This window comes from Micromonospora sagamiensis (genome assembly GCF_014680085.1).
Taxonomy (GTDB): Bacteria; Actinomycetota; Actinomycetes; order Mycobacteriales; family Micromonosporaceae; genus Micromonospora; species Micromonospora inyonensis.
In genome coordinates, this window is the sequence record NZ_AP023438.1 from 1,155,584 (window position 1) to 1,181,581 (window position 25,998).

21 protein-coding genes and 1 riboswitch are annotated in these 25,998 nt (G+C 74.4%); of the genes, 15 read left to right on the top strand and 6 right to left on the bottom strand.

All coding sequences use genetic code 11. From position 1 onward, the window contains the following. Positions 1-237: 237 nt before the first annotated feature. The 7 genes from IGA62_RS04695 (at position 238) to surE (ending at position 8,355) form a co-directional block, all read left to right on the top strand. Positions 238-567 carry a hypothetical protein gene (locus IGA62_RS04695; protein ID WP_145816088.1) on the top strand — a complete coding sequence of 110 codons (330 nt, stop codon included), beginning with the start codon at positions 238-240 and terminating at the stop codon, positions 565-567. Positions 568-779: 212 nt separating this feature from the next. Continuing rightward, complete coding sequence (locus tag IGA62_RS04700) at positions 780-1,706, top strand: alpha/beta fold hydrolase (protein WP_145816087.1); 927 nt, start codon at positions 780-782, stop codon at positions 1,704-1,706. 122 nt (positions 1,707-1,828) lie between these two features. Beyond that, entirely contained in the window at positions 1,829-3,946 is a 2,118-nt protein-coding gene (locus tag IGA62_RS04705; protein ID WP_145816086.1) for a HelD family protein, read from the top strand. 141 nt (positions 3,947-4,087) lie between these two features. Next, positions 4,088-5,002, top strand: a complete 915-nt coding sequence (locus IGA62_RS04710; protein WP_145816085.1) for a cation diffusion facilitator family transporter — start codon at positions 4,088-4,090, stop codon at positions 5,000-5,002. 153 nt (positions 5,003-5,155) lie between these two features. Next, a riboswitch (cyclic di-AMP (ydaO/yuaA leader) is annotated at positions 5,156-5,287 on the top strand. Positions 5,288-5,291: 4 nt separating this feature from the next. Then, a complete protein-coding gene (locus IGA62_RS04715) occupies positions 5,292-6,365 on the top strand; it encodes a coiled-coil domain-containing protein (protein ID WP_145816084.1) in 1,074 nt (357 codons plus the stop codon). A 167-nt stretch (positions 6,366-6,532) separates the two neighbouring features. Then, positions 6,533-7,519, top strand: coding sequence for a PfkB family carbohydrate kinase (locus tag IGA62_RS04720; protein WP_232624874.1), 987 nt, complete (start codon positions 6,533-6,535; stop codon positions 7,517-7,519). Continuing rightward, positions 7,516-8,355 carry a 5'/3'-nucleotidase SurE gene (gene surE / locus IGA62_RS04725; protein ID WP_145816083.1) on the top strand — a complete coding sequence of 280 codons (840 nt, stop codon included), beginning with the start codon at positions 7,516-7,518 and terminating at the stop codon, positions 8,353-8,355. Before IGA62_RS04720 ends, surE begins: the two co-directional genes overlap by 4 nt. A gap of 62 nt (positions 8,356-8,417) precedes the next feature. Here surE and IGA62_RS04730 read toward each other — a convergent pair whose 3' ends face one another. Next, on the bottom strand, positions 8,418-8,789 hold the full coding sequence (locus IGA62_RS04730) for an STAS domain-containing protein (protein ID WP_091459581.1): 372 nt from the start codon (positions 8,787-8,789) through the stop codon (positions 8,418-8,420). 333 nt (positions 8,790-9,122) lie between these two features. On the opposite strand from IGA62_RS04730, the gene IGA62_RS04735 reads away from it, so the two are divergent. Both IGA62_RS04735 and IGA62_RS04740 read left to right on the top strand, forming a co-directional pair. After that, complete coding sequence (locus tag IGA62_RS04735) at positions 9,123-9,269, top strand: hypothetical protein (protein WP_186499745.1); 147 nt, start codon at positions 9,123-9,125, stop codon at positions 9,267-9,269. Positions 9,270-9,484: 215 nt separating this feature from the next. Next, positions 9,485-9,892, top strand: a complete 408-nt coding sequence (locus IGA62_RS04740; protein ID WP_145816082.1) for a hypothetical protein — start codon at positions 9,485-9,487, stop codon at positions 9,890-9,892. Between the two features lie 57 nt (positions 9,893-9,949). Here IGA62_RS04740 and IGA62_RS04745 read toward each other — a convergent pair whose 3' ends face one another. From IGA62_RS04745 to IGA62_RS04755, 3 genes are all read right to left on the bottom strand, one after another. Further along, entirely contained in the window at positions 9,950-10,588 is a 639-nt protein-coding gene (locus IGA62_RS04745; protein ID WP_145816081.1) for a maleylpyruvate isomerase N-terminal domain-containing protein, read from the bottom strand. Between the two features lie 85 nt (positions 10,589-10,673). Beyond that, a complete protein-coding gene (locus tag IGA62_RS04750; protein ID WP_190289256.1) occupies positions 10,674-13,388 on the bottom strand; it encodes a cellulose binding domain-containing protein in 2,715 nt (904 codons plus the stop codon). 227 nt (positions 13,389-13,615) lie between these two features. Then, entirely contained in the window at positions 13,616-15,451 is a 1,836-nt protein-coding gene (locus IGA62_RS04755; protein WP_186499744.1) for a hypothetical protein, read from the bottom strand. Positions 15,452-15,658: 207 nt separating this feature from the next. On the opposite strand from IGA62_RS04755, the gene IGA62_RS04760 reads away from it, so the two are divergent. Beyond that, a complete protein-coding gene (locus tag IGA62_RS04760; protein ID WP_145816080.1) occupies positions 15,659-16,348 on the top strand; it encodes a BON domain-containing protein in 690 nt (229 codons plus the stop codon). A gap of 111 nt (positions 16,349-16,459) precedes the next feature. Continuing rightward, positions 16,460-17,011 (top strand): DsbA family protein, encoded by a 552-nt coding sequence (locus IGA62_RS04765; RefSeq protein ID WP_145816079.1) that lies wholly within the window; start codon positions 16,460-16,462, stop codon positions 17,009-17,011. A 153-nt stretch (positions 17,012-17,164) separates the two neighbouring features. On the opposite strand, the gene IGA62_RS04770 is transcribed toward IGA62_RS04765, so the two are convergent. Then, a complete protein-coding gene (locus IGA62_RS04770; protein ID WP_145816078.1) occupies positions 17,165-19,786 on the bottom strand; it encodes a LuxR C-terminal-related transcriptional regulator in 2,622 nt (873 codons plus the stop codon). Positions 19,787-19,974: 188 nt separating this feature from the next. Here IGA62_RS04770 and IGA62_RS04775 point away from each other — a divergent pair, with 188 nt between their 5' ends. The 4 genes from IGA62_RS04775 to IGA62_RS04790 all read left to right on the top strand — a co-directional run bounded on the left by IGA62_RS04775 (position 19,975) and on the right by IGA62_RS04790 (position 23,935). Then, a complete protein-coding gene (locus IGA62_RS04775) occupies positions 19,975-20,370 on the top strand; it encodes an SRPBCC family protein (protein WP_232625041.1) in 396 nt (131 codons plus the stop codon). Beyond that, entirely contained in the window at positions 20,367-21,509 is a 1,143-nt protein-coding gene (locus IGA62_RS04780; protein ID WP_145816076.1) for an alcohol dehydrogenase catalytic domain-containing protein, read from the top strand. The genes IGA62_RS04775 and IGA62_RS04780 overlap by 4 nt, the downstream gene beginning before the upstream one ends. A 111-nt stretch (positions 21,510-21,620) precedes the next feature. After that, entirely contained in the window at positions 21,621-22,826 is a 1,206-nt protein-coding gene (locus IGA62_RS04785) for a saccharopine dehydrogenase family protein (protein ID WP_190289257.1), read from the top strand. 35 nt (positions 22,827-22,861) lie between these two features. Continuing rightward, the gene (locus IGA62_RS04790; RefSeq protein WP_377464347.1) at positions 22,862-23,935 is read left to right on the top strand and encodes a DNA polymerase III subunit beta family protein; all 1,074 of its coding nucleotides are present in this window, start codon (positions 22,862-22,864) and stop codon (positions 23,933-23,935) included. A gap of 58 nt (positions 23,936-23,993) precedes the next feature. Here IGA62_RS04790 and IGA62_RS04795 read toward each other — a convergent pair whose 3' ends face one another. Next, positions 23,994-25,763 (bottom strand): NAD(P)/FAD-dependent oxidoreductase, encoded by a 1,770-nt coding sequence (locus IGA62_RS04795; RefSeq protein WP_232624875.1) that lies wholly within the window; start codon positions 25,761-25,763, stop codon positions 23,994-23,996. Between the last annotated feature and the right edge of the window lie 235 nt (positions 25,764-25,998).

The following is a 25,998-nucleotide window of genomic DNA, read 5'->3' on the forward strand; positions in this document are numbered from 1 at the left end:
CAGGGAATCGGAAAATTCGCCACCGGAATAGCCGGGCGGACACCTCCCGTCACCGGCCTGGCACACCGGCACAGCCGGATGGCGTGGTCGTGTACAGTTCACTCGGCGGTCTGTGCCGCCGTGCATCACCTCGCGGCTCGTCGCCGCAGGTGAACGCGGGCTCGCCTCCTTCCCGGGGGTCGTCCGCACCGCCCCCGGGCGTTCCGTCCTCCCGTACGTCTTGCAAGGAGTACCTCCGTGGCGAGCAACACCTCTAAGACCGCGCGCGCGTCAGTCCGGGCCGGCCAGGCTGGCCAGGGTGGCGCCCTCAGCGTGCTGGGCGAGTTCAAGTACCTCATCCCGCTCAACGGCGGCAAGCACGCCTACGTGCGGAACCTGACCAACGGCAAGACCGCGCACCTGCGCACCGACTCCGAGGCCTTCGTCGAGGAGATCCGGGTGCTGGCCGCCGCCGGCCACGCCGCCAAGATCCGGGCGGAGATCAACAACCTGAACGCCTCCCACCCGGGCGACGGCTGGGACGCGACCGAGAAGCGCCTGGTCGAGGCCGGCGTCTTCGAGGCCTGAGCCGCCCCGCACGCGACACCGAGAGCCGCCCGCCGGAGATCCGGCGGGCGGCTCTGTCGTGAACGGCATTCGCATCGGTAGATTTCCCTCGGGGCGCGAACCCGGGACGGCGATTCTTCCCGTCGGACGATTCGCGTGGTGCCATGGCGGGTAGCCGTTGGGTTACCGCCGGGTACCCCCCGCGCGGGTCGGCCGGCTGGTGGGAGGTAGTGATGCCGGAGGGGTTCGAGGTGCCGCTTCCGGACGGCGTACGGCTGCACGTGGAGACGGCCGGGCCGACCGACGCCGAGGTCACCGTGGTCATGGTGCACGGCTGGACGCTGGACGGGCGCAGCTGGCACCGGCAGCTCGACGGGATCGGTCGGCAGCTCGGCGACCGGGTGCGCGTGGTCACCTACGACGCCCGGGGGCACGGGCGGTCGAGCTGCATGGCGCTGCGCACGGCGACCCTGGCCCAGCTCGGCGACGACCTGTCGGCCGTGCTGGACCACGTCGCGCCGACCGGGCCGGTGGTGCTGGTCGGGCACTCCATGGGCGGCATGACCGTCATGGAGTACGCCCACCGCCACCCCGGGCACTTCGCCGCCCGTACGGCGGGCCTGGTCTTCGTGGCCACCACCGCCGAGGGACACACCCACACCGCGTACGGGCTCTCGCCCCGGATCGCCCGGCTGATCCGGCTGGCCGAGACCACCGGGGCCGGAGTGCTCGCCCGGTGCGGCTCGTGGCGGCCACCCCGGGCGCTGCTGCGCGCCCTGCGGCCGTCCCTGCGCTGGCTGCTCTTCGGCGACCGGTGCGACCCGACCGACATCCGGCTGGTCACCTCGGCGGTGGCGCGCGCGTCGCTCCGCTCGATCGGCGGCTTCCGGGCCTCGATCGGCACGCAGCACCGCCTGGACACCCTCGCCGAGCTGGGGGACGTGCCGGCCGCGGCGCTGGTCGGCGACCGGGACCGGCTCACCCCGCCACCGTGCGCGGAGTCGATCGCGCAGGTGCTGCCGACCACCGAGCTGACCGTCTGCCCCGGTGCCGGCCACATGCTGATGATGGAGCGCCCGGACGAGGTCACCACGGCGATCGTCACCGTACTCCGGCAGGCACTGGCCACCCCCGACGCCACCGCATCCACAGGGTCATAACGGGACTTATCACGTCGGGATCGGGATGCCCGACCGCCGGTCGAGCCACTGCCCGTACCCTCGGCCGGGTCAGGTTGGCGCGGGTCCGCGCCGTCCGCCACCGACAGCACAGGAGCCCGTGCGTGACCGACCAGAGCACCCTCGCGCAGGAGATGGCCGCCGAGCAGCGGCATCTCGACCGGGTGTACGCCCGGCTGGCCGAGCTGCGGCGGTCGGCCGCCCGGGCCGAACGCGACGGCTACCGCCTGGCCCGGGTGGGCAACTTCGGGGCGCTGGTCGAGCGGGACGCGATGGTCTTCCACGCCGCCCAGCGCCGGTACGCGCTCGACGCCGAACACGAGGGGCTGGTCTTCGGCCGGCTCGACCTGCGGGACCGTTCGGTGCTACACGTGGGACGACTCGGGGTGCGCGGCGAGAACGCCGAGACCCTGGTGGTGGACTGGCGGGCCCCCGCCGCGGCGGCGTTCTACCAGGCCACCCCGGCGCAGCCGCTGGGCGTGGTCCGCCGCCGCACCATCGGGTCCTCGGCCGAGCGGGTGACCCGCATCGAGGACGACCTGCTCGACCCGGCGGCGGCCCCGCCGGAGATGCCGGTGGTCGGCGACGGCGCGCTGCTGGCCACCCTCTCCCGGGCCACCGGGCGCGGCATGCGGGACATCGTCGCCACCATCCAGCGTGAGCAGGACGAGGCGATCCGCTCCCCCGGCTCGGGCGTCACGATCGTCTCCGGCGGACCGGGCACCGGCAAGACGGCGGTGGCCCTGCACCGGGCGGCGTACCTGCTCTACTCCGACCGCAGCCGGTACGCCGGGGGCGGCATCCTGGTGGTCGGCCCGTCGGCGGTCTTCGTCGAGTACATCGCCTCGGTGCTGCCGTCCCTCGGTGAGGAGACGGCCACCCTGCACTCCCTCGGTTCCCTCTTCCCCGGCATGTCCGCCACCCGCACCGACCCGCCGGAGGTGGCGGCGGTCAAGGGCTCGCTACGGATGCGCCGGGTGCTGGAGCGCGCGGTCCGGGACGCGGTCCCCGACGGCCCGGACGAGCTGCGCCTGCTCTACCGGGGGCAGCTGCTCCGGCTGACCCGGCCGGAGTTGGACGCGATCCGCACCCGGGCGCTGCCCCGGGGGGCCCGCCGCAACGAGGTGCGCCGGGCCGGCTTCGACGGGATCTTCGCCGCGCTCTGGGCGCAGGTCCGCCGGCTGGGCGTACCCGGCCTGCCCGAGCAGCGGGCCTTCGAGGACGAGCTGGCCGACCGGACGGAGTTCCGGGAGTTCCTCAAGGCGTGGTGGCCGCGCCTGCACCCGCGCCACGTGCTCGGGTGGCTGGCCCGGCCGGACCGGCTGCGCGCGTACGCCGGGGGGATCCTCTCCGGAGCGGAGATCCGCACGCTGACGGCGGCCTGGCGGACGCTGGACCGCGACGGGCTGACCATCGCCGACATCGCGCTCCTGGACGAGCTGGACGCGCTGCTCGGCCAGCCGGTGAAGCCGGCCCGCCGCCGGCGCGACCCGTTCCAGCTGGCCGGCGGGGTCCGCGAGCTGAGCACCTTCGGCGACCGGCAGCGCGCGCAGCGGGCGGCGGCGCGGGAACGCCCGGCCGACTACCGCGACTACGCCCACGTGGTGGTCGACGAGGCGCAGGACGTGTCGCCGATGCAGTGGCGGATGCTCGGCCGGCGGGGCCGGCTGGCGTCCTGGACGGTGGTCGGCGACCCGGCGCAGACCGCCTGGACCGGCGACCCGGAGGAGCTGGCCCGGGCCCGCGACCAGGCGCTCGGCCGGCGTAAGCGGCACGAGTTCACCCTGACCACGAACTACCGCAACTCGGCGGAGATCTTCGCGGTGGCGGCGGCCGAGATCCGCACCATCCACCCGGACCTCCCGCTGCCGACGGCGGTCCGGTCCACCGGCGTGCACCCGGTGGCGCTGACCGTGCCGATGGCGCAGCTGCCGGCGCGGACGGTCGAGGCGGTCACCGCGCTGCTGGCCCAGGTGGCCGGGACGGTGGGCGTGATCACGCCGGTGCCCCGCCGGGACGAGGTGGCCGGCTGGCTGGCCCACCTGGACTCGCCGCGCCTCCAGGTGGTGACCAGCCTCCAGGCCAAGGGCATGGAGTACGACGGGGTGGCACTGGTCGCGCCGGGTGAGATCCGGGCGGAGCCGGGTTCCGGCGTACGGACCCTCTACGTGGCGCTCTCCCGGGCCACCCAGCGGCTCACCACCATCGATCCGGTCGGCTGACCCGTCCGCCCCGCCCCGGCCGGCTGCCTCTCCAGGCGGCCGGCCGCTTCCGTTCCGGGCGGGTGACCCGCCCTTACTTGCATACATAGCGATGTGAACATACATTGGGTCCGGGCCGAACGGGGAACGGAGGGTGGGGGCGTGGGCGCAGGTCATGACCACCACGGCGGGATCGCACACGCCGCACAGCGGCACACCGGCCGCCTCTGGGCCGCGTTCGGGCTGCTCGCCGTCCTGATGGCGGTCGAGGCGGTGACCGCGCTCGGCACCGGGTCGCTGGCCCTGCTCTCCGACGCCGGCCACATGTTCACCGACGTGCTCGGCATCGGCATGGCGCTGGCGGCGATCACCGCCGCCCGACGGGCCGGCCGGGATCCGCAGCACACCTTCGGCCTCTACCGGCTGGAGGTGCTCGCCGCGCTGGCCAACGCCGTCCTCCTCTCCGGGGTCGCGGTCTACGTGCTCGTCGAGGCGGTCCGCCGGTTCGGCGACCCGCCGGAGGTGACCACCGGCCCGATGCTGGTGGTGGCGGTGCTCGGCCTGCTGGCGAACCTGGTCGCCTTCGGGCTGCTGCGCGAGGGCGCGAAGGAGAGCATCAACCTGCGCGGGGCCTACCTGGAGGTGCTGGGCGACCTGCTCGGCTCCGTCGGTGTGATCACCGCTGCGGTGGTCATCGCGCTGACCGACTGGTGGTGGGCCGACCCGCTGGTCGCGGTGGCGATCGGGGTCTTCATCCTGCCGCGCACCTGGCGGCTGGGCCGGGCGGCGCTGCGCATCCTGGTCCAGGCCGCGCCGGAGCACCTCCAGGTGGGCGCGGTGCGCGACCGGCTGGGCGCCGTCCCCGGCGTGGTCGAGGTGCACGACCTGCACCTCTGGACGCTCACCTCGGGGATGGAGGTCGTCTCGGCCCACCTGACCACGGACCCGACGGCCGAGGTCGGCACCGTGCTCGCCGCCGCGCGGACCGCGCTGCACGAGGACTTCCACATCGAGCACGCCACGCTCCAGCTCGAGCCCGGCCAGTCGCCCGGCGTCTGTGACCGGGTCGAGTGGTAATTAGGGCAAACTTAAATCTCGGCGTGTATTGTCCGCCTATGTCGGATATGCCGGTGAGGACCCCTGGGAGTGGTGTGGCCAACGCTGCCCCTGGGACACCGGCTTCGGTAGTCTCGGACCCGGTCAACGCCAGGCGGCGCCCTCCGGCGCCTGCGGTGACCGCCGCCTAATCGCCGATGACGGCGAGCCGGGGAACCACGTCCTTGGGGTGCATCCGCGTGAGCGGTAGGGATCTTCCGTCCCGAACCCGTCAGCTAACCCGGTCGGCGGCTGACGGAAGGACATGTGCATGCCAGTAGTGGCACCCGTACGACGTACCGCCGCCCGGATGGCGGCCCTGATCGCCGCGACGCTCGCCCTCGGCGTCGCGGCCACGCCGGTCGGCGTGGTCCCCGCCGCGGCGGCGCCCCCGCTGGCGGCCAAGGCCCCCGGCGACGACCCCGAGGGAGGCACCCCCGCCCTGCGCGCCCAACTCGAGGCGGCCAGCAAGGGCTGGCTCGACGCGAAGGACGCGCTCGCGAAGTCGGTCGCCCGCCAGCAGAAGATCAACGAACAGCTCACCACCATCGAGAAGGACCTGGCGGTCCGGGACCAGAAGGTCGGCGTGATCGCCGGGCTGGCGTACCGGACCGGCCGACTCGGACCGGCCTCGGCACTGCTGTCCAGCGACTCGCCGGACAACTTCATGGACCGGCTCGTCGCGCTGGACGCGGTCGCCGCCAACGAGGACCGCGAGCTACGCGGCCTGCTGACCACCCGGGAGCAGGCCAACCGGGCGAAGACGGCACTGAACCGGGAGATCACCGAGCAGCGCAAGCAGGTCTCGGTGATGGAAAAGCGCAAGCAGCAGGCCGAGCAGGCCCTGGTGGTCGCCAACCGGAAGACCGCGGCCACCCGCCCCAGCGGGGGCAGCGACTCGACCCGGTCCGCCACCGCGAAGCCGGCGCCGCGCAACCCCGACGGGTCCTGGCCACCCGAGTCGTGCAGCGTCAACGACCCGACGCCCGCCGACGGCTGCATCACCCCGCGTACGCTGCACGCGCTCAACCAGGCCAAGGCCGCCGGCTTCACCCGGTACGTCTCCTGCTACCGCCCCGGCGGTTCGGGTGAGCACCCCAAGGGGCGGGCCTGCGACTTCGCCGCACAGAAGAGCGGCTTCGGCGGCGACGCCACCGGCGGCGACAAGACGTACGGCGACAACCTGGCGGCGTACTTCAAGAACAACGCCAGCCGGCTCGGGGTGCTCTACGTCATCTGGTACCGGCAGATCTGGCTGCCCAGCAGCGGGTGGAAGTCGTACAGCGGGGCCAACGGCGATCCGTCGAGCGACCACACCAACCACGTCCACCTGTCGGTCTACTGAGCCACCCGGCGCGGCCCGTCGTCCCCCACCCGGGGGTGGCGGGCCGCGTGCCGTACCGCCCCGGCGGGACGACCCGGACACCCTCCTCCACAACCCCCTGAAGGGGTCGCATGAGCGGCCCCGGGCGGGGAACCCGGGCCGCGCGAGCGGACGAGAGGCGGGCACCCATGGACGGTCCCGACGGGTACGTGATGGTCTTCGCGCCGGCACCCGTGCTGACGGTCACCATCGACCAGCCGAGCGAGGAGACCGAACTCCACCTGCACCCGGGCGGGCAGGGGGTCTGGCAGGCCCGGATGATCATGTCGCTCGGGGTTCCCGTGGTGCTCTGCGCCAGCCTCGGTGGCGAGATCGGCCAGGTGCTGGAGCCGTTGCTGATCACCGAGGGGGTGCAGCTGAAGCGGGTGCTGCGGGACACCGCCAGCGGCGGATACGTGCACGACCGCCGCAACGGTGCCCGGCAGGAGGTCGCCGACGTCCCCGGCCATCCGCTCCGCCGGCACGAGCTGGACGAGCTGTACAACCTGGCGCTCGGTGAAGGGCTGCGCGCGCCGGTCAGCGTGCTCAGCGGGCCCGGCGAGCCGTCCCTCGTCCCGCCCGACCTCTACCGCCGGTTCGCCGCCGACCTCGGCGCGAACGGTGGCCGGGTGGTCGCCGACCTCTCCGGCGAGCACCTCGACGCGGTGCTCGCCAGCGGGTTGTTCTTCCTCAAGGTCAGCCACGAGGAGCTGCTCCGCGACGGACGGGCCCGCTCGGCGGACGAGGACGAGCTGACCCGCGCCATGTACGACCTGCACGCGGCCGGGGCCGAGACGGTGGTGGTGAGCCGGGCCGAGCAGCCGGCGTTCGCCCTGGTCGACGGGGAGGTCCTCGAGGTCGTCATGCCCCGGTTGGAGGCGGCCGACCCGCGTGGCGCGGGGGACTCGATGACCGCCGGGGTGGCCGCCGTCATCGCCCGCGACGGCGACATCCGGACCGCGATCCGCACCGGCGCGGCGGCCGGGGCGCTGAACGTCACCCGGCACGGCCTGGGCACCGGACGTCTCGACTCGATCGCCGGGCTGGTGGACCGGGTGCGGCTGGTCCCGGCGGGCAACCGCCCGCAGGAACGGACCACCCCGGAGGAACTGGCCGACCGGGCGGCCGGACGATGAGCCTGCGGGTGCTGGTCACCAACGACGACGGCGTGGCCGCGCCGGGACTGGCGCGGCTCGCCCAGGCGGCGGTCGCGCGAGGGCTGGACGTGGTGGTCGCGGCTCCGCTGGAGGAGGCGAGCGGCACCAGTGCCTCGATGACCGCGCTGGAGCGCGAGGGACACGTGGTGGTCCGGGCCCACCCGCTGCCGGAACTGCCGGACGTGCCGGTGTACGGGGTCGGCGGCTCCCCCGGCTTCATCGTCCTGATCGCCGTACACGGCGCGTTCGGACCACCGCCGACGGTGGTCCTCTCCGGCGTCAACCGGGGGGCGAACGCCGGCCGGGCGGTGCTGCACTCGGGCACGGTCGGCGCGGCGTTCACCGCCGCCGCCAACGGCTGCCGGGCGATGGCGGTCTCCCTGGACGTGCTCTCGGCCGCGGACGTCACCCCCGGCAGCGGCGGCGCGGCGGTGCACCCCGCCGTGCGGGTACGCGACACCGAACGGCACTGGTCCACGGCTGCCCGGGTGGCCCTGGACCTGCTGCCCCGGCTGACCGCCGGACCGGCGGAGAGCGTGCTCAACGTCAACGCCCCGGACCTACCGTACGAGCGGCTGCGAGGGGTGCGCCGGGCGTCCCTGGCCAGCTTCGGTCAGGTGCAGATGACGGTCGCCGAGGCCGGCCACGGGTTCGTCCGCACCTCGCTGGAGGAGCCGGGACAGGCGGTGCAGCCGGGCACCGACCTGTTCTGGCTCGCCGAGGAGTACGCCTGCGTGACCGCGATCCGGGCGGTCATCGAGGTGGCCGACGTGGACCTGTCGGGACTGAGTGGCGAGGAATGGCGACCGGCCTGAGCCACCGGCCACGGCCGGGGGCGCGACGCGGCGGGACCGGCCACGGTCCGCGGACGGGCCGGTCAGGCGCCGGGCAGCACCTCGGGCTCGGGCGCGACGGCGGCACCGGCGAAGTACGGCTCCGGCGCGCCGAAGAGGCCGAGCAGGCCGGTCACCCAGAGCTGCCGGTGGACGAACCGGCTGGGCTCGGTGACGACCAGCTTGACCCCGCTCACCTCGGCGGTCTGGAACCCGGCCACCATCGCGCTGATGCCGACCGAGTCGATGAAGGTCACCAGCCTCATGTTGAGTTCGATCCGCGTCGGGCGACTCTTGGCGAGCACCTCGACAACGGCTTCGCGCACCTCGTACGCGGTGTCGACGTCGATCTCACCGCGCGGGACGATCTCGACGACGCCACCGGTCAGGACCGACTTGACAATCGACAGGCTCACGCGAGCACCTCCACTCGCCCGTGTCCGGGCGCCTCATCAGTACGCGGGCCGCGACCGAGAGTATTCCTCCGACGGCCTCGGTCGCCACCCCCGGGGGTGAGTAATTCGCGGATCAGGAGCGACAAGTCGCCCATTTCCGACTCTCCTCCCCTCCTCGAACACCCGGTCCGGGGTTCCCACGCACCAGGACCAAGGGTAGCGGTCGCCTTTCGGGGCGGTGCGCAACCATCCGTCCGGGCGCGCCCACCAGCGGGGCCACCCGCCGACCGGCCATTGACCGACCTGCCTAGCATCAGCCCCACGGAACCGACGGCGTCGACGAAGGAGCCAAGAATGATCAAGAGACTGCTCGGACTGGCGGGTGTGGGTGCCCTGCTCGCCCTGGTGCTGGCCTGCGGCTTCGGCGGCGCGGGCGACGACGACGATGACGACGGCGACGACGACTTCGCCCGCGGCGCCGCCGTGGTGACCCTGCGCTGACCCGGGGACGCCGACAGATGTCGATCACGGCCGGGGGCAGTCCTCACCGTCGGTGATCGACATCACCGGACGGGTTTGCCCGCGCGACGGACGGGGCACGAGGTGTTCGCGTTCACCCGACCGGTACGTCACGGGCGGGTAGGCGCGAACCGCGCCGACCCGACGCCGTGGGTCCGCCGTGACGCCGGCTTCGGTACCCCGAGGAGGTAACCAGGATGATCGGATCCAACCTGCTGGAACGCCGCAGCAAACCCGAGCGGATCGCCGACCAGGCGTGGCGGCACCTGACGTCCGCGGTCAACTCGGCCGGCGACAGCGTGCGCGACACCGCCCGGTCCGCCCGACTGAACGGTCTCACCTTCGCCGACGACGCGGGCGACCTGGTCGGCGGTGCCGCCGAGGAGGCCCGCCGCCGGGCGGTGCTCGCCTTCGACGCGCTCGCCGGACGCCGACCCGCCCTGCCCTGGGCGCTGCTCATCGGCGCCGCCCTGGCCGGTGCGGCGATCGGGTGGGCGGCCGGCTCGGCGGCGCGGGCCGTCGGCAGCCGGAGCGACCGGGACCCCGACGACATCGAGTTCGTCGACGTCGACCGCCCCAACTCGCCGGCCGGCCTGGACACCTGAGCCGGCCCGACGTCGAACCCCTGGCCACCACCGTGGTGACCAGGGGTTCGTGCTGTCTCAGATGGCGGTGATGTCGGCCGGGGCCCGCTCCGCCCGGGACAGCGCCCGCAGCACCGCCGGCTGGCCGTGCCGCCGGACGGCGAGCCGGGTGAGCAGGCCGAGCACCGGGTCGATCACCTCGGCGGGCAGCTCGGGGGTGTCGATACCGACGCTGACCGCCAGGTCGTCGCAGTGCACGGCGATCTCCAGCAGCCGGGTGACCAGGTAGTCGTCGAGGGTCAACCCCCACCCGCCCGGCGGCACGGCCACCACCCGGTCGGCCGGGGCGTCGGCCACCGCCGGGGCCACCCCGTCCAGCGTCGCCGTGACCTGCGCCAGCAGCGCCTCCGGCCCGGCCTCGGCCATCTCCGCCCCGATCCGGCGGACGAAGACGTTGACCTCGGCGTCCGGATCGGCGTGGACCCACGGCACCCGGCCGAAGTGGGTCAGCAGGTCGAGCGGCTCCCCCGGCGGGGCGGGCTGGTCGAGCACCGTCGGGACCCGGAGGACCTGCACGCCGAGGTGCGCCGCGAGTCCACCCACCCGGAGCCCGTCCAGCGCGCTCGGCTCGGCCCAGCACCGCGCGACCTCCGGATCGGCGATCAGGGCCACGGCCGTTCGGGCCGCGGTCAGGTACGCCACCCTGGTCTGATTCATCGACATCCCCCTCTGCCTCCGGGGCTGATCGTACCGGCGGACGGCCCCGGCACGCCCGCGCCGGGGCCGTCCGCCGTCGGTGGCGTCAGCGGGCGGTGCAGGTGAGCGTCGCCGGCACCCCGTTCGCCCCGGTCGAGCTGGCGAGGAAGCCGAACCCGGTGCTGGCACCGGCACCGAGCGCGCCGTTCCAGCCGAGGTCCCGGACGGAGACCGAGGCGCCGGTCTGGGTGTGCTGCCCGCCCCAGAGCTGGCTGATCTGCTGGCCGTCCGGGAACGTCCAGGCCACCGCCCAGCCGGAGATCGACGTGGTCCCGGCGTTGCGGACGGTCACCTCGCCCTGGAAACCGCCCTGCCAGGACCCGGTCACCCGGTACGTCGCCGCGCAGCCGGTGCCCGGCGGTGGGGTGGTCGGCGGGGGCGTGGTGGGCGGCGGCGTGGTCGGCGGGGGCGTGGTCGGCGGCGGGGTGCTGGTGGGCGGCGGGGTGGTCGGGTCCCCGCCGAGCCGGTCGGCGACCAGGATGCCCCGGCCGTTGGTGCCGAGGTAGACCCGGCCGTACACGCGCGGGTCACCGGTCAGCGCCTCGCCCGCGTTGCCGTACTGGTGCCGGTCGTCGTTGATCCGGACCCAGGTGGTGCCGACGTTGTCGGAGCGGAAGACGCCGTGCTGGCCGTCGACCGTGCCGAACAGGTAGAGCGCCGGGTACGTCTGCCCGGGGGCCGCCTTGCCGAAGCCGACGTTGCCGGCGGTGCCGACCCCGGCGGACTTCGTGAAGCTGGCCCCGGAGTCGGTGGAACGCCACAGGCCACCCTCACCGGCCAGCCACAGTTCACCCGCCTTGCCGGGCAACGCCTTGAACTTCACGTTGCCGGTGCTGGGCAGCCCGGTCGCGGCCGTGGCGGTGAAGCTGGCCCCGCCGTTGGTGCTGACGTAGAACCGGCCGCCGCTGAAGCCGTAGAACCTGTTCGGGTCGACCCGGTCGGACTCGACGACCGCGTTCGCCGGGATGCCGGTCGAGGCGGTCCAGGAGTTCCCGAAGCCGACCGAGTGGACGACCTGCTGGCCGGCGTCGCCCGGGGCCCAGACGAACCGGCTGCCGTCGGCCGCCGCGGCGACCGTACCGCCGCTGTTGATCCCGCCCGGCTCGCTGCCCTGGAACCAGTTCGCGCCGCCGTCGGTGGAGAAGGCGACGTGACTGTCGCCCGGACGGTCGGCGTCGGCGAAGTTGCCGGCCCGGACCAGCACCGACGGGTTGGCCTCGGCGTAGTCCAGGCTGGTGGTGCTGGTGAAGACCGGCTGGGTGAACATCTTCGCCGGTACGGCGGTCAGGTCGGTGTGCCGGAACCCACCGATGTCGCCCAGGGCGCTGACCAGCGGCGCGCCGGTCGGCGGGCTGACCAGGTCGAGGACGGCGGTCTCCTCCAGCCCCTTCACCATCGGCCGGATGGTGAACGTGCCACCGGTGTCCCACTTCGTCAGGTCGGTGCTGCCGTAGACGGTCGCGCCGGTGCCGTACAGGAAGCGGTTGGAGTCGTGCGGGTCGATCTCCACCGACTCGTTCATCCAGCCCAGCTTCGGGGTCTCCTCCGGCGGGTTCGGGTTCGCCCCGAAGTCCAGCCACGGCACGGTGCTGATGTCCATGGTGTACTTCTTGGTGCGGTTCGGGTAGCTGCTCCAGTCCCAGATCCGGCTCCACGTCGCGCCGCCGTCGGTGCTGCGCCAGAAGATCGCGTCCGGCCACCAGGAGATCTGCGTCGCCACCATCAGCGTGTTCGGCTTCTGCCGGTCGATGGTCAGGCCGGAGTAGCCGAAGTACGCGTCGGTGCTGCTCGACGGGATCGGGCTGATCCGCGTCCACGCGCCGGTGGCCCGGCTGAACTTCCAGACGTCCCCCTTGGCGCCGTCGTACGGGCCGCCGGTGTCGCTGGTGGCGATGTAGAGGTGGCCGCCGACGTGGTCCACCACCCCCTTGTGGGCGAGGTAGCCGGTGGGCTGGCCGGGAATCCGCTCCCAGGTGGCCCCGCCGTCGGTGCTCCGGTACACCGGGTTCTGCTTGTCCGCCACCCCGACGTAGATGGTCTGCGTCGCGGCGCCGGCCGTACCGGTGCTCTTGTCGAAGCTGACCCAGGTCAGGCCCTGGTTCTGGCTCTGGTAGCCGCTGGAGTCGTTGGGGTCGGCCACGTAGTTGCCGACGTTCGGGAAGTTCGTCACCCTGGCCCAGGTGACCCCGTGGTCGGTGCTGCGCCACAGGCCGTTGCCGCCCTCGGCACCGTAGTAGACGATGCTGTTCCGGTTCGGGTCGACGGCGAGCCGCTCCCCCATGCCCCGGCCGGGCATGTTGCCGCCGTTCTTGAACGGCAGCGCGGTGGCCTGCCAGGTCGCGCCCTTGTCGGTCGAGCGCAGGATCGCGCCGTTGTTCGGGTCCCAGCTGTTGGTGTACATGCCCACCGCCGCGTACAGCCGGTTGGTCTGCACCGGGTCCGTGGCGAGGCTGACCACGCCGTTCCAGCCCCACCTGTCGTTGCCGACCCAGTCGAGCAGCGGTGTCCAGGACTGGGTGGACTGTTCCCAGCGGTACGCCCCGCCGATGTCGGTGCGGGCGTAGATCAGGTTCTTCTCGGTCGGGTTGAAGACGATGCCGGGGACGAAACCGCCCCCGTCGATCCGGACGTTCTTCCAGGAGTAGGGCTCGGCCGCCGCGGCGGCGGCCGAGCCGGAGGGGGCGACGGTGACCTGGACGGCCAGCACGGCAGCTGCGGCTGCCAGCACGGACGCGGCCACGCCGGCGACACTTCTCCGCATCAGCGGGGTTCCTCTCGCAGGATACGCACCCCGGGGCAGGGCTCCGGGGCGCCCGGTGCGCCGGCCGTCGTGGGCCGTACCGGGCGGGTGACTGGTCCGGGGAGCTGCCCTGGCTCCCCCCACCGGCGCGCTGGCTCCCGCAGCCGAGGAAGGACCTCACCCTAACCGGTCCGACCCGGGTTTGGAAACGCTCCCAACTAAGTCGTCCCACCCCGGAGCAGGTCCGGTCACCCCAGGTGGTACACGAACCCGTCGCCGATCTGCTCCCGCCGGATCCCGAGCCCGTCCACCGGCCGGGACGCCGCGTCCTGCCACGGGGTGCCGGCCGCGTACCCGGGCAGCAGGACCACCGTCCGGATCCCCCGCTGCCGCAGGTACGCCACCGAACTCGCATCCGGGAAGCTGAGGCTGGCCGCCCGGGTCTCGGCCTGGCTCGCCGGGGTGAACGAGGCGAGTCCGTTGACCATCCGGGGGAACCCGTCGGTCGACCAGAGCATCACGTGCAGTTCCCGGATGCCGTCGCTGGGCAGCACCAGCAGCGGCCCCGACACCCCACGCAGCGCCGCCGGCTGCTCCGGCACCGGCACGTGCGGGGTCCGGTTCACCCCCTCCAGCAGCACCAGCGCCAGCGGTACGACCAGCACCAGCCGCCCCCAGCGGGCGAAGCGCCCACCGGCCGGCGCGTCCGGTACGGACGGCTCCGCCCCGGTCGGCGCGTCCGGCGCGGACCGGTCGGCCCGCCCGGTCGGTTCCTCTGCCCCGGGGCCGCCGCCGGACGGTTCGCGGGTGAGCGCTCCGGCGGCCAGGATGCCGAGGAGCAGGGTGCTCCAGAGCACCAACCGACCGGGGGTCCGGATGCCGTCCCAGCCCGGAGCGTGCTCGACCAGGGTGGCGTAGCCCGGATCCCCGTCGCCGAGGAACGCGGTGCCCGAGGCCAGCGCCACGCTGACCAGCACCCCGGCCAGGAGCACCAGCCGGTGCCGCAGCCGCCAGGCGGAGAGGAAGAGCCCGGAGAAGGCCAGCCCGAGCAGCACCACCCCGGGCAGCAGGGTCATCTCGCCCGGGAAACCGAGCGCCTCGCGGGCGGCGGCGTGCCGCTCACCCCAGAGCCAGTTCTCCGGCGGCGCGGTCAGGAACCCGCGCAGCGGCGGGGAGAACATCGCGATGTGCTCGACCGTGCGCCGCCCCTCCGGGTGGCGTTCCACCACCTCGAAGTAGGGGGCCGCCATCAGCAGGGCCACCCCGGCGAAGAACACTCCACCGGCCAGGTCGGCCAGGAGCAGGCCGCGCGGGAAGGGCGGCCGTGCCCGCCGCCAGGCCGACCACGCGTACCGGACCGCCGCGGCCAGGCAGACCAGCGCCAGCACGTACGCGAAGGGCAGGCCGATGCCGAAGCCCAGGCTGATCTGCCAGGCGGCGACCAGCCACCCGGCCGCCGCCCAGCCCGGGCGGACCCGCTCCGGCCGGTATCCGTGCCGCAGCGACCAGCCGTGCCCCCGGGCCAGCATGGCCAGCGACAGCGCGATGCCGCCCACGGAGAGCACGTGCAGGTGCCCGGCCTGCGCGAGCTTCCACGGGGCGTACGCGAACGCCGCCCCCGCCACCGCCGACCCGGCCCGCCCCGCCCCCACCTGCCGGGCCAGCGCGTACGCCCCGACGAACGCCAGGGCGTGCACCAGCACATAGAGCAGGTTGTACCGGACCACCGCGGCCACCGGGCCGTCCCCGACCATGCCGAACGGCGCGTACCCGAGCAGGGTGTCCGAGTACGCGTAGGTGTACGGCTCGGGGTGGAAGGTGTTCGAGTGCCAGAGGTTGCCCGGGTCGGACAGCAGGGCGTGCCCACCCCAGGCGACCTGCCAGGCCTGAAGGGTCGGGTCACCAGTGTCCTGTGGGATCGTCCCGGTGAGGTCCCGCAGCGTGGGCCAGGTCAGCACCGCCGCCAGCAGCAGCGAGCCGAGCACCACGAGGGTCCACTCGTGCCGGGCCAGCCGCCACAGCGTCCACCCGACCCGGTCCCGGACGCGGGCCGGGGTGGGTGCCGTCTCCCGTTCGGTGCTCATCGCCCGCCCTCGTCGCCGACTGTGACCCGATCGATCCAGATCGTGCCGTACCACGGCCCGACTGTCACCCCCGTCCCACCCGACCCGGGTGAGGGCGGCTCACCCTCCCCCCGGGCAGCATCGCGGCCGGCGGGCAGGGACACCACCGTGGGCAGCGTCGCCGCCGGTGGACCGAGGACACCACCGCCCGCGGAGAGGAGCCTTCCGATGGGCAGCGCGACGATCACCCGTACCGACCAGGACATCCAGGCCGACGTGCTGGACGAGCTGACCTGGGAACCACGGGTCCAGCCGCACGAGATCGGCGTGACCGTCACCGAGGGCGTGGTGACCCTCACCGGTTGGGTCGACGGCTACGCCAAGAAGTGGGCCGCCGAACGGGCCGCCCACCGGGTCGCCCGGGTGCGGGCGGTCGCCAACGACCTGACGGTGCGGCTGCCCACCTCCGCCCGGCGCACCGACCAGGAGATCGCCATCGCCGCCGTCCGGGCCCTGGAATGGGACGCCTTCGTGCCGGTGGAGGAGCTGGATGTGACCGTCGCCGACGGCTGGGTGACGCTGCGCGGCCAGGTCGAGTGGGAGTACCAGCGACGGGCCGCCGAGCGTGCGGTGGGGCGGCTCACCGGCGTGCGCGGGGTCAGTGACGGCATCGCCGTACGGCCCCGGACCACTCCCCCGGGACCGGAGGTCGCCGCCGGCATCCTGCGGGCGCTGGAGCGCGGCGTCGCCGCGGACACCGCCCGCGTCTCGGTCGACGTGTCCGGCGACACGGTCGTCCTGGACGGGGTGGTCCGGTCGACGGCGCAGCGGGAGGACGCGGAGCGGGCCGCCTGGTCCGCGCCGGGCGTGACCGAGGTGCACAACCGGCTCGTGGTGCGAACCACCCCGGCGGGGTGAACCGCCCTCACCCGGCGGGTCACCAGGCTGGAACGCGTGACCGGTCCGGTCGGCCGCGCCGACCGGCGCGAACCCCGGGCCGGGCCGACCGGGAGGAGGTGAGCGGCGCCGATGACCACGCCGCTCCAGGTCACCGTCGCCCGACTGCGGGTGCCGGTCACCGAGGCCGACCACGTCCGGGGGCCGGTGGACGCGCCGGTGACCCTCGTCGAGTACGCCGACTTCCAGTGCCGCCACTGCGGCGCGGCGTACCGGAACCTGCGCGACGTGCTACGCCAGCGCGGCGACCTGGTCCGGCTCGTCCACCGGCACTTCCCGATCGCCAACATCCACCCGTACGCGGAGCACGCGGCACAGGTCGCCGAGGCGGTCGGCCGGCGCGGCCGGTTCTGGGAGATGCACGACTGGTTGTACGAGCACCAGGACCAGCTCGACCCGGTGCACCTGACGGTCGGCGTCGAGCAGCTCGGCGTCTCCCCCGACGAGGTGAGCGTCGAGGTGGAGCAGCGGGTGCACGCCGACCGGGTCCGGCGGGACTTCGTCGGCGGGATCCACAGCGGGGTGACCGGCGTGCCGACCCTGTTCGTCAACGGCGTCTGCCACGAGGGCGGGTACGCCGTCGCGGACCTGCTCGCCGCCGTCGACCAGGTGGCCGAGGACTGACGTCCCGGCCCGTCCGCACCCGTGCCCCGTCCACGCCCGCCGTGTGCAGGCCGTGTGCAGGGGACCCCTGCTACCACCTGGTGACTGCAGGGGACCCCTGCTCCTCAGAAAACGACTGCAGGGGACCCCTGCTACCACCTACCACCCGAGCGATCAGATCAGGTGGAGTTCGCGGGCCCGGCGAACCGCCTCCCGGCGTCGGGTGGCGTCGAGCTTGCGATAGATGTTGCGGACGTGCGTCTTGACGGTGTTCACCGACAGGCACAGCTCGCTGGCTATCTCCACATTGGACAGGATGCTCTGGAGATACCGCAGAATGGTCAGTTCCCGCTCGGTCAGCGGCTCGTCCAGTCCCCGCTCGGGTTCCCCGCCGCCCCGCACCGGCTCGCCGGCACCGGCCGGTTCACCGTCGCGGAGCAGGTCGGCGACGAACGGCCAGTGCGCGGTGCCGGAGTCCAGATGCTCGGCGAGCAGGTCTCGCACCCCGGGCACGGCCCGGGTGAGCACCCGTCGGTGCCCGTCCTGCGCGGCCAGTTCCAGCACCCGTTCCACCACCCGGCCGGCCCGGCGGGGGTCGCCGCCGTGCCGGGCGAGCAGGGCGTCGAGCAGGCCGGCGTCGAGACGTACCGGCACCGGCCACCGGTCGGCGTCCGACGTGTCCCACCGGGGCAGGGCGCGGCCGGCCGCCGCCGGGTCACCGGCGTACAGCTCGACCCGGGCACGCGCCACGGCCAGCTCCGGACCGGGCGGCGCCGGACCGGCGGCGGCGTCCAGCAGCTCCCGGGCCGCCGCCGGGCCGCCGCGTGCCGCGCAGTGGTCGGCCTCGGCGGCGAGCAGCCGGTCGGCCAGCGCACCGGCGCGGGCGCGGTCGGCCAGCCGGTGACGTGCCCCGGCCAGGGTGCGCTGCGCGGTCGCCGGGTCACGTCCGAGCTGCGCCCGGCAGAACGCGGCCACCGCCGCCACCGTCGGGTCGTAGCCGGGGCCGTCGGCCCGGGCCAGGTGCACCTCGGCCTCGCCGGGCCGGTCGCGGTGGAGCGCCACCACCGCCAGGGCCAGGTACGCGTGGCTGCGGTCGGCCGGGGTGATAGGTCCGCCGAGCGTCTCCCGGGCATCCTGCTCCGCCTCGCGGAGCCGACCGTGCCAGGCTGCCGCCAGGGCGGCCCGGCTGCGACAGAGCAGCTCGGTGCCGGCCCGTCCCGCCTGCCGGGCCTCGGCGGCCAGCCGGGCGAAGGCGGCCCCGGCCCCGGGCAGGTCCCCCTCGGTCAGGTCGGCGAGCGCGTCGGCGGTGCCGGCGACCAGGTGCCCGTCGGCCCGGTCACCGGCACCGGAGCGGGGGTCGTCGGCGGGGCCGGCCGGCGAGCCGGTCAGCGCGCGCAGCCGGGCGGCGGCACCGCGTACCCCGGCGGGGTCACCGGCCAGGCGGGCCAGGGCGACCTCCACCGCGGCGACCAGCCACCGGAGGCGGTCGCGGCGCGGTGCGGGCAGGTCACGGGCGGCGGCGACCGCACCGCGCAGGTGGTCGGCGGCGGCGGAGGGATCGGCGGACCGGGCCTGGTCGACGGCCAGGGCCAGGGCCAGTTCCGGGTCCCGGCCGACCCGGTCGGCCGGCGGGGCGGCCGGCGGTGGTCCGGCCGGTTCCGGGTCGTACGGGACCAGCTCCGGCCAGCCGACGAGCACCAGCTCGGTGGCGCGGTCCCAGTCGCCGGCGGCGAGCGCGTGCCGCAGCGCCTCCCCCGACCGGCCATGCCCGGCGTACCAGCCGGCGGCCCGGGAGTGCAGTCCGCGCAGCTGCCCGTCGGAAGACAGGTCGGCGCGGAGCAGGTCGGCCAGGAGCGGTTGGCAGCGGTACCAGCCAGGGCGCAACCCGTCGGGGCGCAGGAACCCGGTGGACCGGGCGAGGCCGGCGAGGCGGCCGTCGTCGGCGGCCGGCCCGGCCAGCGCGGCGGCCAGGTCGCCGCAGACCGTCCCGGTCACGGCGAGCCGGCGCAGCAGGTCGACGTCGTCGCACGACAGCTCGGCGAGGACCTCGTCGCGCAGGTAACCGGCGACGTCCGGCTGGTCCCCGCCGAAGCCGGTGACCACGGCGGCCGGGTCGGCGGCGGCCCGGGCGGCCAGCGCGGCGAAGCACACCCCGGCCGGCCAGCCGCCGGTGCGCTCCCGCAGCGTCGGCACGGAGGCGGGGGGCACCACCACCCCGTGCGTGGCCAGCAGGTCGGCGACCTCGTCGGTGGTGAAGGCCAGCTCGTCGGCGTCGATCTCGGTCAGCTCCCCGCGCAGCCGCCACCGGTGCAGCGGCAGCGCGGGGTCGCTGCGCGCCGCGACCAGCAGACGCAGCCGCTGCCCGGCGTGCCGGAGCAGGAACTCCAGCCCGGCCAGGGCCGCCGGTTCGGTCACCCGGTGCAGGTCGTCCAGGATGAGGACGACCGGCCGGTCCCGGCCGGCGAGGGCGGCGGCGAGGTGGTCGGGTCGGTCGGCCGGCAGGTCCGCCGCATCCAGCGCGGCGGCCAGGTACGACCAGAGCCGCGCGGCGGTGTCGCCGGTCTCCACGGAGACCCAGGCCGGCACCGCCCCGGCGGCCCGCGCCCAGGCGGCGAGCAGGGTGGTCTTACCCCAGCCGGCGGGTGCCCGGACCAGGGTGACCGGTCCGTCGGTTCCGGAGTCCAGCCGGCGCAGCAGCCGGGGGCGGAGCACCACCGGCTCCGGCGACGGCGGTGCGGTCAGCCGGGACGCCAGCAGTGGCACGGGCGGACACACCCCGCTCGACTCCTCCGGCATCGGTCGGCCTCCCCCATGGTCCCCGGTCGCGGCCGCCGGTTACCCGGCCACACGCCGTTCACCCCTTCCGGGGGAACCTGCTTCACCCGCTCCGTCCGCAGGGTGCGGGGAGGGAACCCCGGGCCGCGCCGCGACGCCGGGACGGACGACGAAGGCGGGTGACGACCGTGGTACGCGCGAGGCGCCCGGTGCCGGCCGGACGGTGGCAGGTGGCACGCGGAAGACGCCCCGTGCCGGCCGGACGGTGGCAGGTGGTGACCGTGGGCCGTCCGGCGGACGAGGTGCTGCCCGGCGGTCGGCTGCCGGAGCCGCTGGCCCGGCTCGGCGACGGCGTGCAGGTGCGGGTGCGCCCCGCCCCCGGTGACCAGGGCACCGAGCTGGCCGTCCGCGCCCCGGACGGCCGCTTCGCGGGGCTGGCCGCGCACCTGGTCGGCGACGACCCGGACCAGGTGCTCCGGGCCGCACTGCGCGAGGTGCGCCAGCTCGCCGAGACCGGCGAACCGCTCCGCCCGGACCGTCCCCGCGTCGAGCGGTTCCCGGGGCGCGGCAGCCGCTGGTCGGGAGGGCGGGCGATGCCCGGATGAGGGCGCTGTGCTGGCAGGGCGACCGCCTTGCCGTCGCCGAGGTCCCCGACCCGGAGCTGCGCAACGGGCACGACGCCATCGTGCGGGTCCGGCGCAGCGCCGCCTGCGGCACCGACCTGCACCTGATCGACGGCGGCGGGCTGGCCCCCGGGGACGTGCTCGGGCACGAGTTCCTCGGCGAGGTGGTGGAGGTTGGGCCACGGGTACGCCGGCACCGGGTCGGCGACCGGGTGGTGGTCGCCTCCGTGGTGGCCTGCGGCCGGTGCCGGTACTGCCGGCAGGGGCGGCACTCCTGCTGCGACAACGGCAGCGTCGACCCGGTCGCCGGCGAGCTGGCCTGGGGGCAGGCGCCGGCCGGCTGCTACGGCCACCCGTCGGCCGATGGCGGCTTCCCCGGCAGCCACGCCGAGTACGTGCGGGTGCCGTACGCCGACGTCGGGGCGTTCACCGTGCCGGACGGCGTACCCGACGAACGGGCGGTGTTCGCCTCGGACGCCGCACCGGCCGGCTGGACCGGAGTGGACGTCGGCGGGGTGCGCCCGGGGGACGTCGTCGCGGTCTGGGGTGCCGGCGCGGTCGGGCAGCTGGTGGCCCGCGCGGCGGTGCTGCGGGGCGCGGCGCGGGTCGTCGTGATCGACCGGTACGACGAGCGGCTACGCATGGTCGAACGGCACACCGGCGCGGAGACGGTGCACTACCACCGCGCCGACGTCACCGCCGAGCTGCGCGAACGCAGCGGCGGGCGGGGCCCGGACGTGTGCGTCGAGGCGGCCGGCGCGGTGGACGGCTCCCGTTCCCTGGCCGAGCGGCTGCGCCGCGCTCCCCGGACCCCGTTGGCGCTGCGGGAGGCCGTGCACGCCTGCCGCAAGGGCGGCACCGTGGTCGTCCTGGGCGACGTCACCGGCTTCGTGGACACCTTCCCGGTCGGCGCGGTGGTGCAGAAGGAGCTGACCGTACGCGGGGCACGCCCGCACGGCCCCCGGCACATCCCGGAGCTGCTGGACCGGATGGCCCGGGACGAGCTGCGCACCGAGCACCTCGCCACGCACCGGTTCCCGCTGGCGGAGGGGGCGGCGGGGTACGCCCTGTTCCGCGAGCGGGCGGACGGCTGCGTCCGGGTGGTGTTCACGCCCGGGTGACCCTCCCCCGGGCTGAGGTGGTTGCAGGGGTCCCCTGCTACACAGAATGCGGTAACAGGGGACCCCTGCTACCACGCGACCCGACCCTCGCCCGGGTGGGAGACTCGTCGGGTGCCCGACGACCGCCCGTACGACCTCGTCCTGTTCGGCGCGACCGGTTTCACCGGCGCGCTGACCGCCACCTACCTGGCCCGCACCGCCCCGGCCGGGCTCCGCTGGGCGCTGGCCGGGCGGAACCCGGAGAAGCTGGCCGGGGTACGCGACCGGCTCGCCGCCGTCGACCCGGCGCTGGCCGGGCTACCGCTGCTGACCGCCGACGTGACCGATCCGGAGTCGCTGCGCGCGGTGGCGGAGAGCAGCCGGGTGGTGGTCACCACCGTCGGCCCGTACCTGCGGTACGGGGAGCCGCTGGTCGCCGCCTGCGCCCGCGCCGGCACCGACTACGTGGACATCACCGGTGAGCCGGAGTTCGTCGACCTGATGTACCTGCGGCACCACGCCGAGGCGGTGCGGACCGGGGCCCGACTGGTGCACACCTGCGGCTTCGACTCGATCCCGTACGACCTGGGGGTCTGGTTCACCCTCAAACACCTGCCGACGGACGGGCCGGTCGGCGTGGACGGGTTCGTCCGGGCCGGTGGCCGGTTCTCGGCCGGGACGTACCACTCGGCGCTGACCGCGTTCGAGCGGTCGACGCAGATGAGCCGCACGGCGCGCCAGCGCCGGGCCGCCGAGCCCCGGCCGGCGGGACGCCGGGTGCGGGCCGTACCGGGGCGGCTCGGTCGCCGCGCGGAGCTGGGCTTCTGGGCGGTGCCGCTGCCGACCATCGACCCGCAGGTGGTCCGCCGCTCGGCGGCGGCCCGGCCGGAGTACGGCCCGGACTTCACCTACCGGCACTTCGCGGCGGTGCGGCGGCTGCCCACGGTGCTGGCCGGGGCGGTCGGCCTCGGTGCCGTGACGGGGCTGGTGAAGCTGCCGCCCACCCGGCGGTGGCTGCACGGCCGGCTCGCCTCCGGGCAGGGGCCGACGCCCGAGCAGCGGGCGAGATCCTGGTTCCGGGTGCGGTTCGTGGGCACCGGTGGCGGCCAGCGGGTGGTCACCGAGGTCGCCGGCGGCGACCCCGGTTACGACGAGACCGCCAAGATGCTCGCCGAGTCGGCGCTCTGCCTGGCGTACGACGACCTGCCGGCCACCGCCGGGCAGGTGACCCCGGTGACCGCGATGGGGGACGCGCTGCTGGAGCGACTGGTCCGGGCCGGAATCACCTTCCGGGTCGTCGACCCGGCCGCACCGGGTGGGGCCGGCGGGACGGTTTGACCCTCGACAAGGTCGAGGGACCAGCATCGGTACCCGTGGAGAGGGAACTGCTCAGCATCGGCGAGCTGGCCCGGGCCAGCGGCCTGACGGTGAGCGCGCTGCGCTTCTACGACCGGGGCCGGGTGTTGACCCCGGCGTGGGTGGACGCGCACACCGGGTATCGCTGGTACACCGTCGACCAGGTGCGGACGGCCCGGCTGGTGGCCGGGCTGCGCCGGGTGGGGATGCCGTTGGCCGGCATCACCGCCGCCGTCGCGGCCGCCGAACCGGCGGTGGTGCACAGGCTGCTCGACGCGCACCTGCGCAGGCTGGAGGACGGGCTCGCCGACGCCCGCCGTGAACTCTCCCGGATCCGTGCCCTGCTCGATCACGAGGAGACCGTCATGACCACCCGACTCACCCTGCCCCGCACCGCCCTGGCTGCCGCGTTCGACGCGGTCCGCTTCGCCGTGGGCAACGATCCGCAGCTGCCGCAGCTCGCCACCGTCCTGCTGGACGTGGGGCCGGACACGCTGACCCTGGTCGCCACCGACCGGTTCCGGTTGGCGGTGGCCGGCGCGTCCGCCGCCGTCACCGGCCCGCCGGTGCGGGTGCCGGTGCCGGTCGACGTCGCCGACCGGGTACGCGAGCTGCTCGCCGCCGCCGGAGCCGGGGAGGCGTCGTTGACCGTGGACGCCGAGGGGATCACCGTCGGCGTCGGCGACCAGCGGATCACCGGCCGGGCCGTGGACGTCGACTACCCCGACCATCGGCGACTGCTGCGCGACCGGGTGTCCGCCGCGCCGGCCCGCCGGGCCACGGTGGACGTGCCCGCGCTGCGGGCCACGCTGGGCGGTGCGCCGACCGTCCTGCGCGAGCACGACGGCATCCGGTACGAGGTGACCGTGCTGAGCGTGGACGACCGGGGCGGCCTGCGCGTGGTCGGCGACGACGCTCCGACCGGGGACGACCTGCGGATCGGGGTGAACCGGGAGTTCCTGCTCGACGCCCTGGACGCGGCAGGCCGGGGGCAGCTCGTGCTGGAGTTGGACGGGCCGATCAGCCCGCTGGCCGTGCGCCGCCCGGACGACGAGCTGACCTACTCGCTGCTGATGCCGATCCGGCTCTGACGCCCGTGACGGCCGGGCCGGACCGCCCCCGGCCCGGCCGTCGTGGGGCCACCCGCTCTCAGGATGCCGGGTTGACCTGGAGGAAGCCGGTGACGCACATCCGCTTGACCAGACGCGTCTGCGGCGGGGTGAGGCGTGCGGCGATCTCGCCGTACTTGACCGGTCCGGCGGCCAGCAGGGTCCACAGCTCGTCCACCCCGTCCCGGTGGGGGTCGGCGTCGATGGTGGGACCGTGGGGGTCGTCGGTGGAGTGGATCCGCCGGCACGGGACGGTGTCGCGCAGCGGTGACGGTGACGCGGTGGCGTTGGTGAGGGGGTTGCGCCAGTAGTCCGTCATCCCGTCCACGATCGCGGGTGGCAGCTGGACGTTCGCGGGCGGATTGGTCGCCTTGAAGCCCGGCGCCGCGAACGTGACGCTGTCGCGGATGGCGGCGGTGGGGGCCAGCGCGATGACCGCGTCGTCGGTGAGCTGCGCCGGTTCGGCCAGGGCGGTCGCCGCCAGGTACGGGCCCGCCGCGTCCAGGTCCTCGACCTTCCGGCTGCCGTGCGTCATGACCTCCAGCAACGCCGGCTGGAAGGCGGTGTTGAGCAACGCGTCGAAGGTCTGCTCGCGGATGCCGAGGTCGGCACCGGTGCCGCGGGTGTTCCAGTAGACGCTGCCCGGATTGTTCTTCGCGATGGCGTGGTACCACTGGTCGATCATCAGCGCGAACGTCTCGGCGGTGCCGTGCCACTTGGTGTTGTAGTCCTGCCACAGGTGGCGCTGGTCGGTCTCGTCGAGGCTGCCGTCGACGGTCTTGCGGATCAGGAGCGCGGCGGAGGCCGCCTGGGTCAGGGCCACCGCGACACCGGAGGAGAAGAGCGGGTCGACGAAGAACGCGGCGTCGCCCACGAGCAGGTGCCGCTCGTCGTAGTCGGCGAACTCCTCGCTGACGCGCGAGTAGTTGGTGGCGGTCAGCATGCCGTCGGCGACCGGGACGGCCTCGCCGATCAGGTCCTTCAGGTACGGCACCTGACGCACCGTCTCCAGGAAGGTCTTCTGGTCGGTGAAGTCGCGGCCCGGCTCCCGGAGCACGGCCGGGTTCGTCACGATGCCGATCGAGTGGGTCAGGACCCGCCGCCCGTCGATGATCTTCGGCACCGGGATGTACCAGCACCAGCCGTCGCGGAAGGCGAAGCAGCCGATCGGGGAGAGGTTGTCCGCGGTGAAGATGTTCCAGTCGGCGGCGAGGTTCTGGGTCTGGCCACAGTTCGTGAAGTGCTGCCAGATCGCGATGTTCTTGAAGTTGGAGAGCCAGCCGCGCCTGTTACGGGCCGCCGAGACGCTGCTCTGCCGCCCCGACGCGTCCACGAAGTACCCGGCGCGCACCGCCCGACCACCGTCCAGCCGCACCAGCCCCCCGTGCCCGTCCGGCTCGTACGCCGTCACCGCCACGCCCTGGAAGACGTCCACGCCCACGTCCGCGGCGTGGTCCAGCAGGATGTGGTCGAACTCCGCCCGGTTGACGTGCATCGTCCACCGCAGCACGCCGTCCCGCTCGAACAGCACCTGGTCGAACAGGGCGACGCTGGGCCGCTCCGGATCCCAGGCGAAGATGCCGCCGAACTTCTTCACCCAGCACGGGCTGGCGAGGACCTTGGCCAGCGCTCCGCTCTCCTGCAACGCGGGAACGACGGGATGGGCGAAGGACTCACCGATGTGCTCACGGGGGAAGACCTCCTTGTCGAAGATCGCAATCCGCAGGTCGGTGCGTTGGGCGAGCAGGGCGCCGAGGGTGGACCCGGCCGGGCCACCGCCCATGATCACGACGTCGTAGTACTCCCGCACGTGTCTGACCTCTCGTTCGTTGGTACACGGGATGAGCCGGGCATCGCGGAGCCGGACAGCGAGGGATGTGGAAGAGCGGCCGACCTGGCGGGCGGACACGGCTGCCCCGTGATCGACAGTTCGACGAGCCTCAATGGTAAGGATTATTCACTTTACGTGTCGATCCGATTCCGGACTGTGGGCGCGACGGCGCCACTCGCGCACGTCCGGCGACCACGGGAAATCGTTGCAAGCC

Coding starts and splice junctions, on each gene's coding strand:
- IGA62_RS04700 (WP_145816087.1), top strand. CDS start 780: ATGCCGGAGGGGTTCGAGGTGCCGCTTCCGGACGGCGTACGGCTGCAC.
- IGA62_RS04715 (WP_145816084.1), top strand. CDS start 5,292: ATGCCAGTAGTGGCACCCGTACGACGTACCGCCGCCCGGATGGCGGCC.
- IGA62_RS04720 (WP_232624874.1), top strand. CDS start 6,533: ATGGACGGTCCCGACGGGTACGTGATGGTCTTCGCGCCGGCACCCGTG.
- surE (WP_145816083.1), top strand. CDS start 7,516: ATGAGCCTGCGGGTGCTGGTCACCAACGACGACGGCGTGGCCGCGCCG.
- IGA62_RS04735 (WP_186499745.1), top strand. CDS start 9,123: ATGATCAAGAGACTGCTCGGACTGGCGGGTGTGGGTGCCCTGCTCGCC.
- IGA62_RS04740 (WP_145816082.1), top strand. CDS start 9,485: ATGATCGGATCCAACCTGCTGGAACGCCGCAGCAAACCCGAGCGGATC.
- IGA62_RS04745 (WP_145816081.1), bottom strand. CDS start 10,588: ATGAATCAGACCAGGGTGGCGTACCTGACCGCGGCCCGAACGGCCGTG.
- IGA62_RS04750 (WP_190289256.1), bottom strand. CDS start 13,388: ATGCGGAGAAGTGTCGCCGGCGTGGCCGCGTCCGTGCTGGCAGCCGCA.
- IGA62_RS04755 (WP_186499744.1), bottom strand. CDS start 15,451: ATGAGCACCGAACGGGAGACGGCACCCACCCCGGCCCGCGTCCGGGAC.
- IGA62_RS04760 (WP_145816080.1), top strand. CDS start 15,659: ATGGGCAGCGCGACGATCACCCGTACCGACCAGGACATCCAGGCCGAC.
- IGA62_RS04765 (WP_145816079.1), top strand. CDS start 16,460: ATGACCACGCCGCTCCAGGTCACCGTCGCCCGACTGCGGGTGCCGGTC.
- IGA62_RS04770 (WP_145816078.1), bottom strand. CDS start 19,786: ATGCCGGAGGAGTCGAGCGGGGTGTGTCCGCCCGTGCCACTGCTGGCG.
- IGA62_RS04780 (WP_145816076.1), top strand. CDS start 20,367: ATGAGGGCGCTGTGCTGGCAGGGCGACCGCCTTGCCGTCGCCGAGGTC.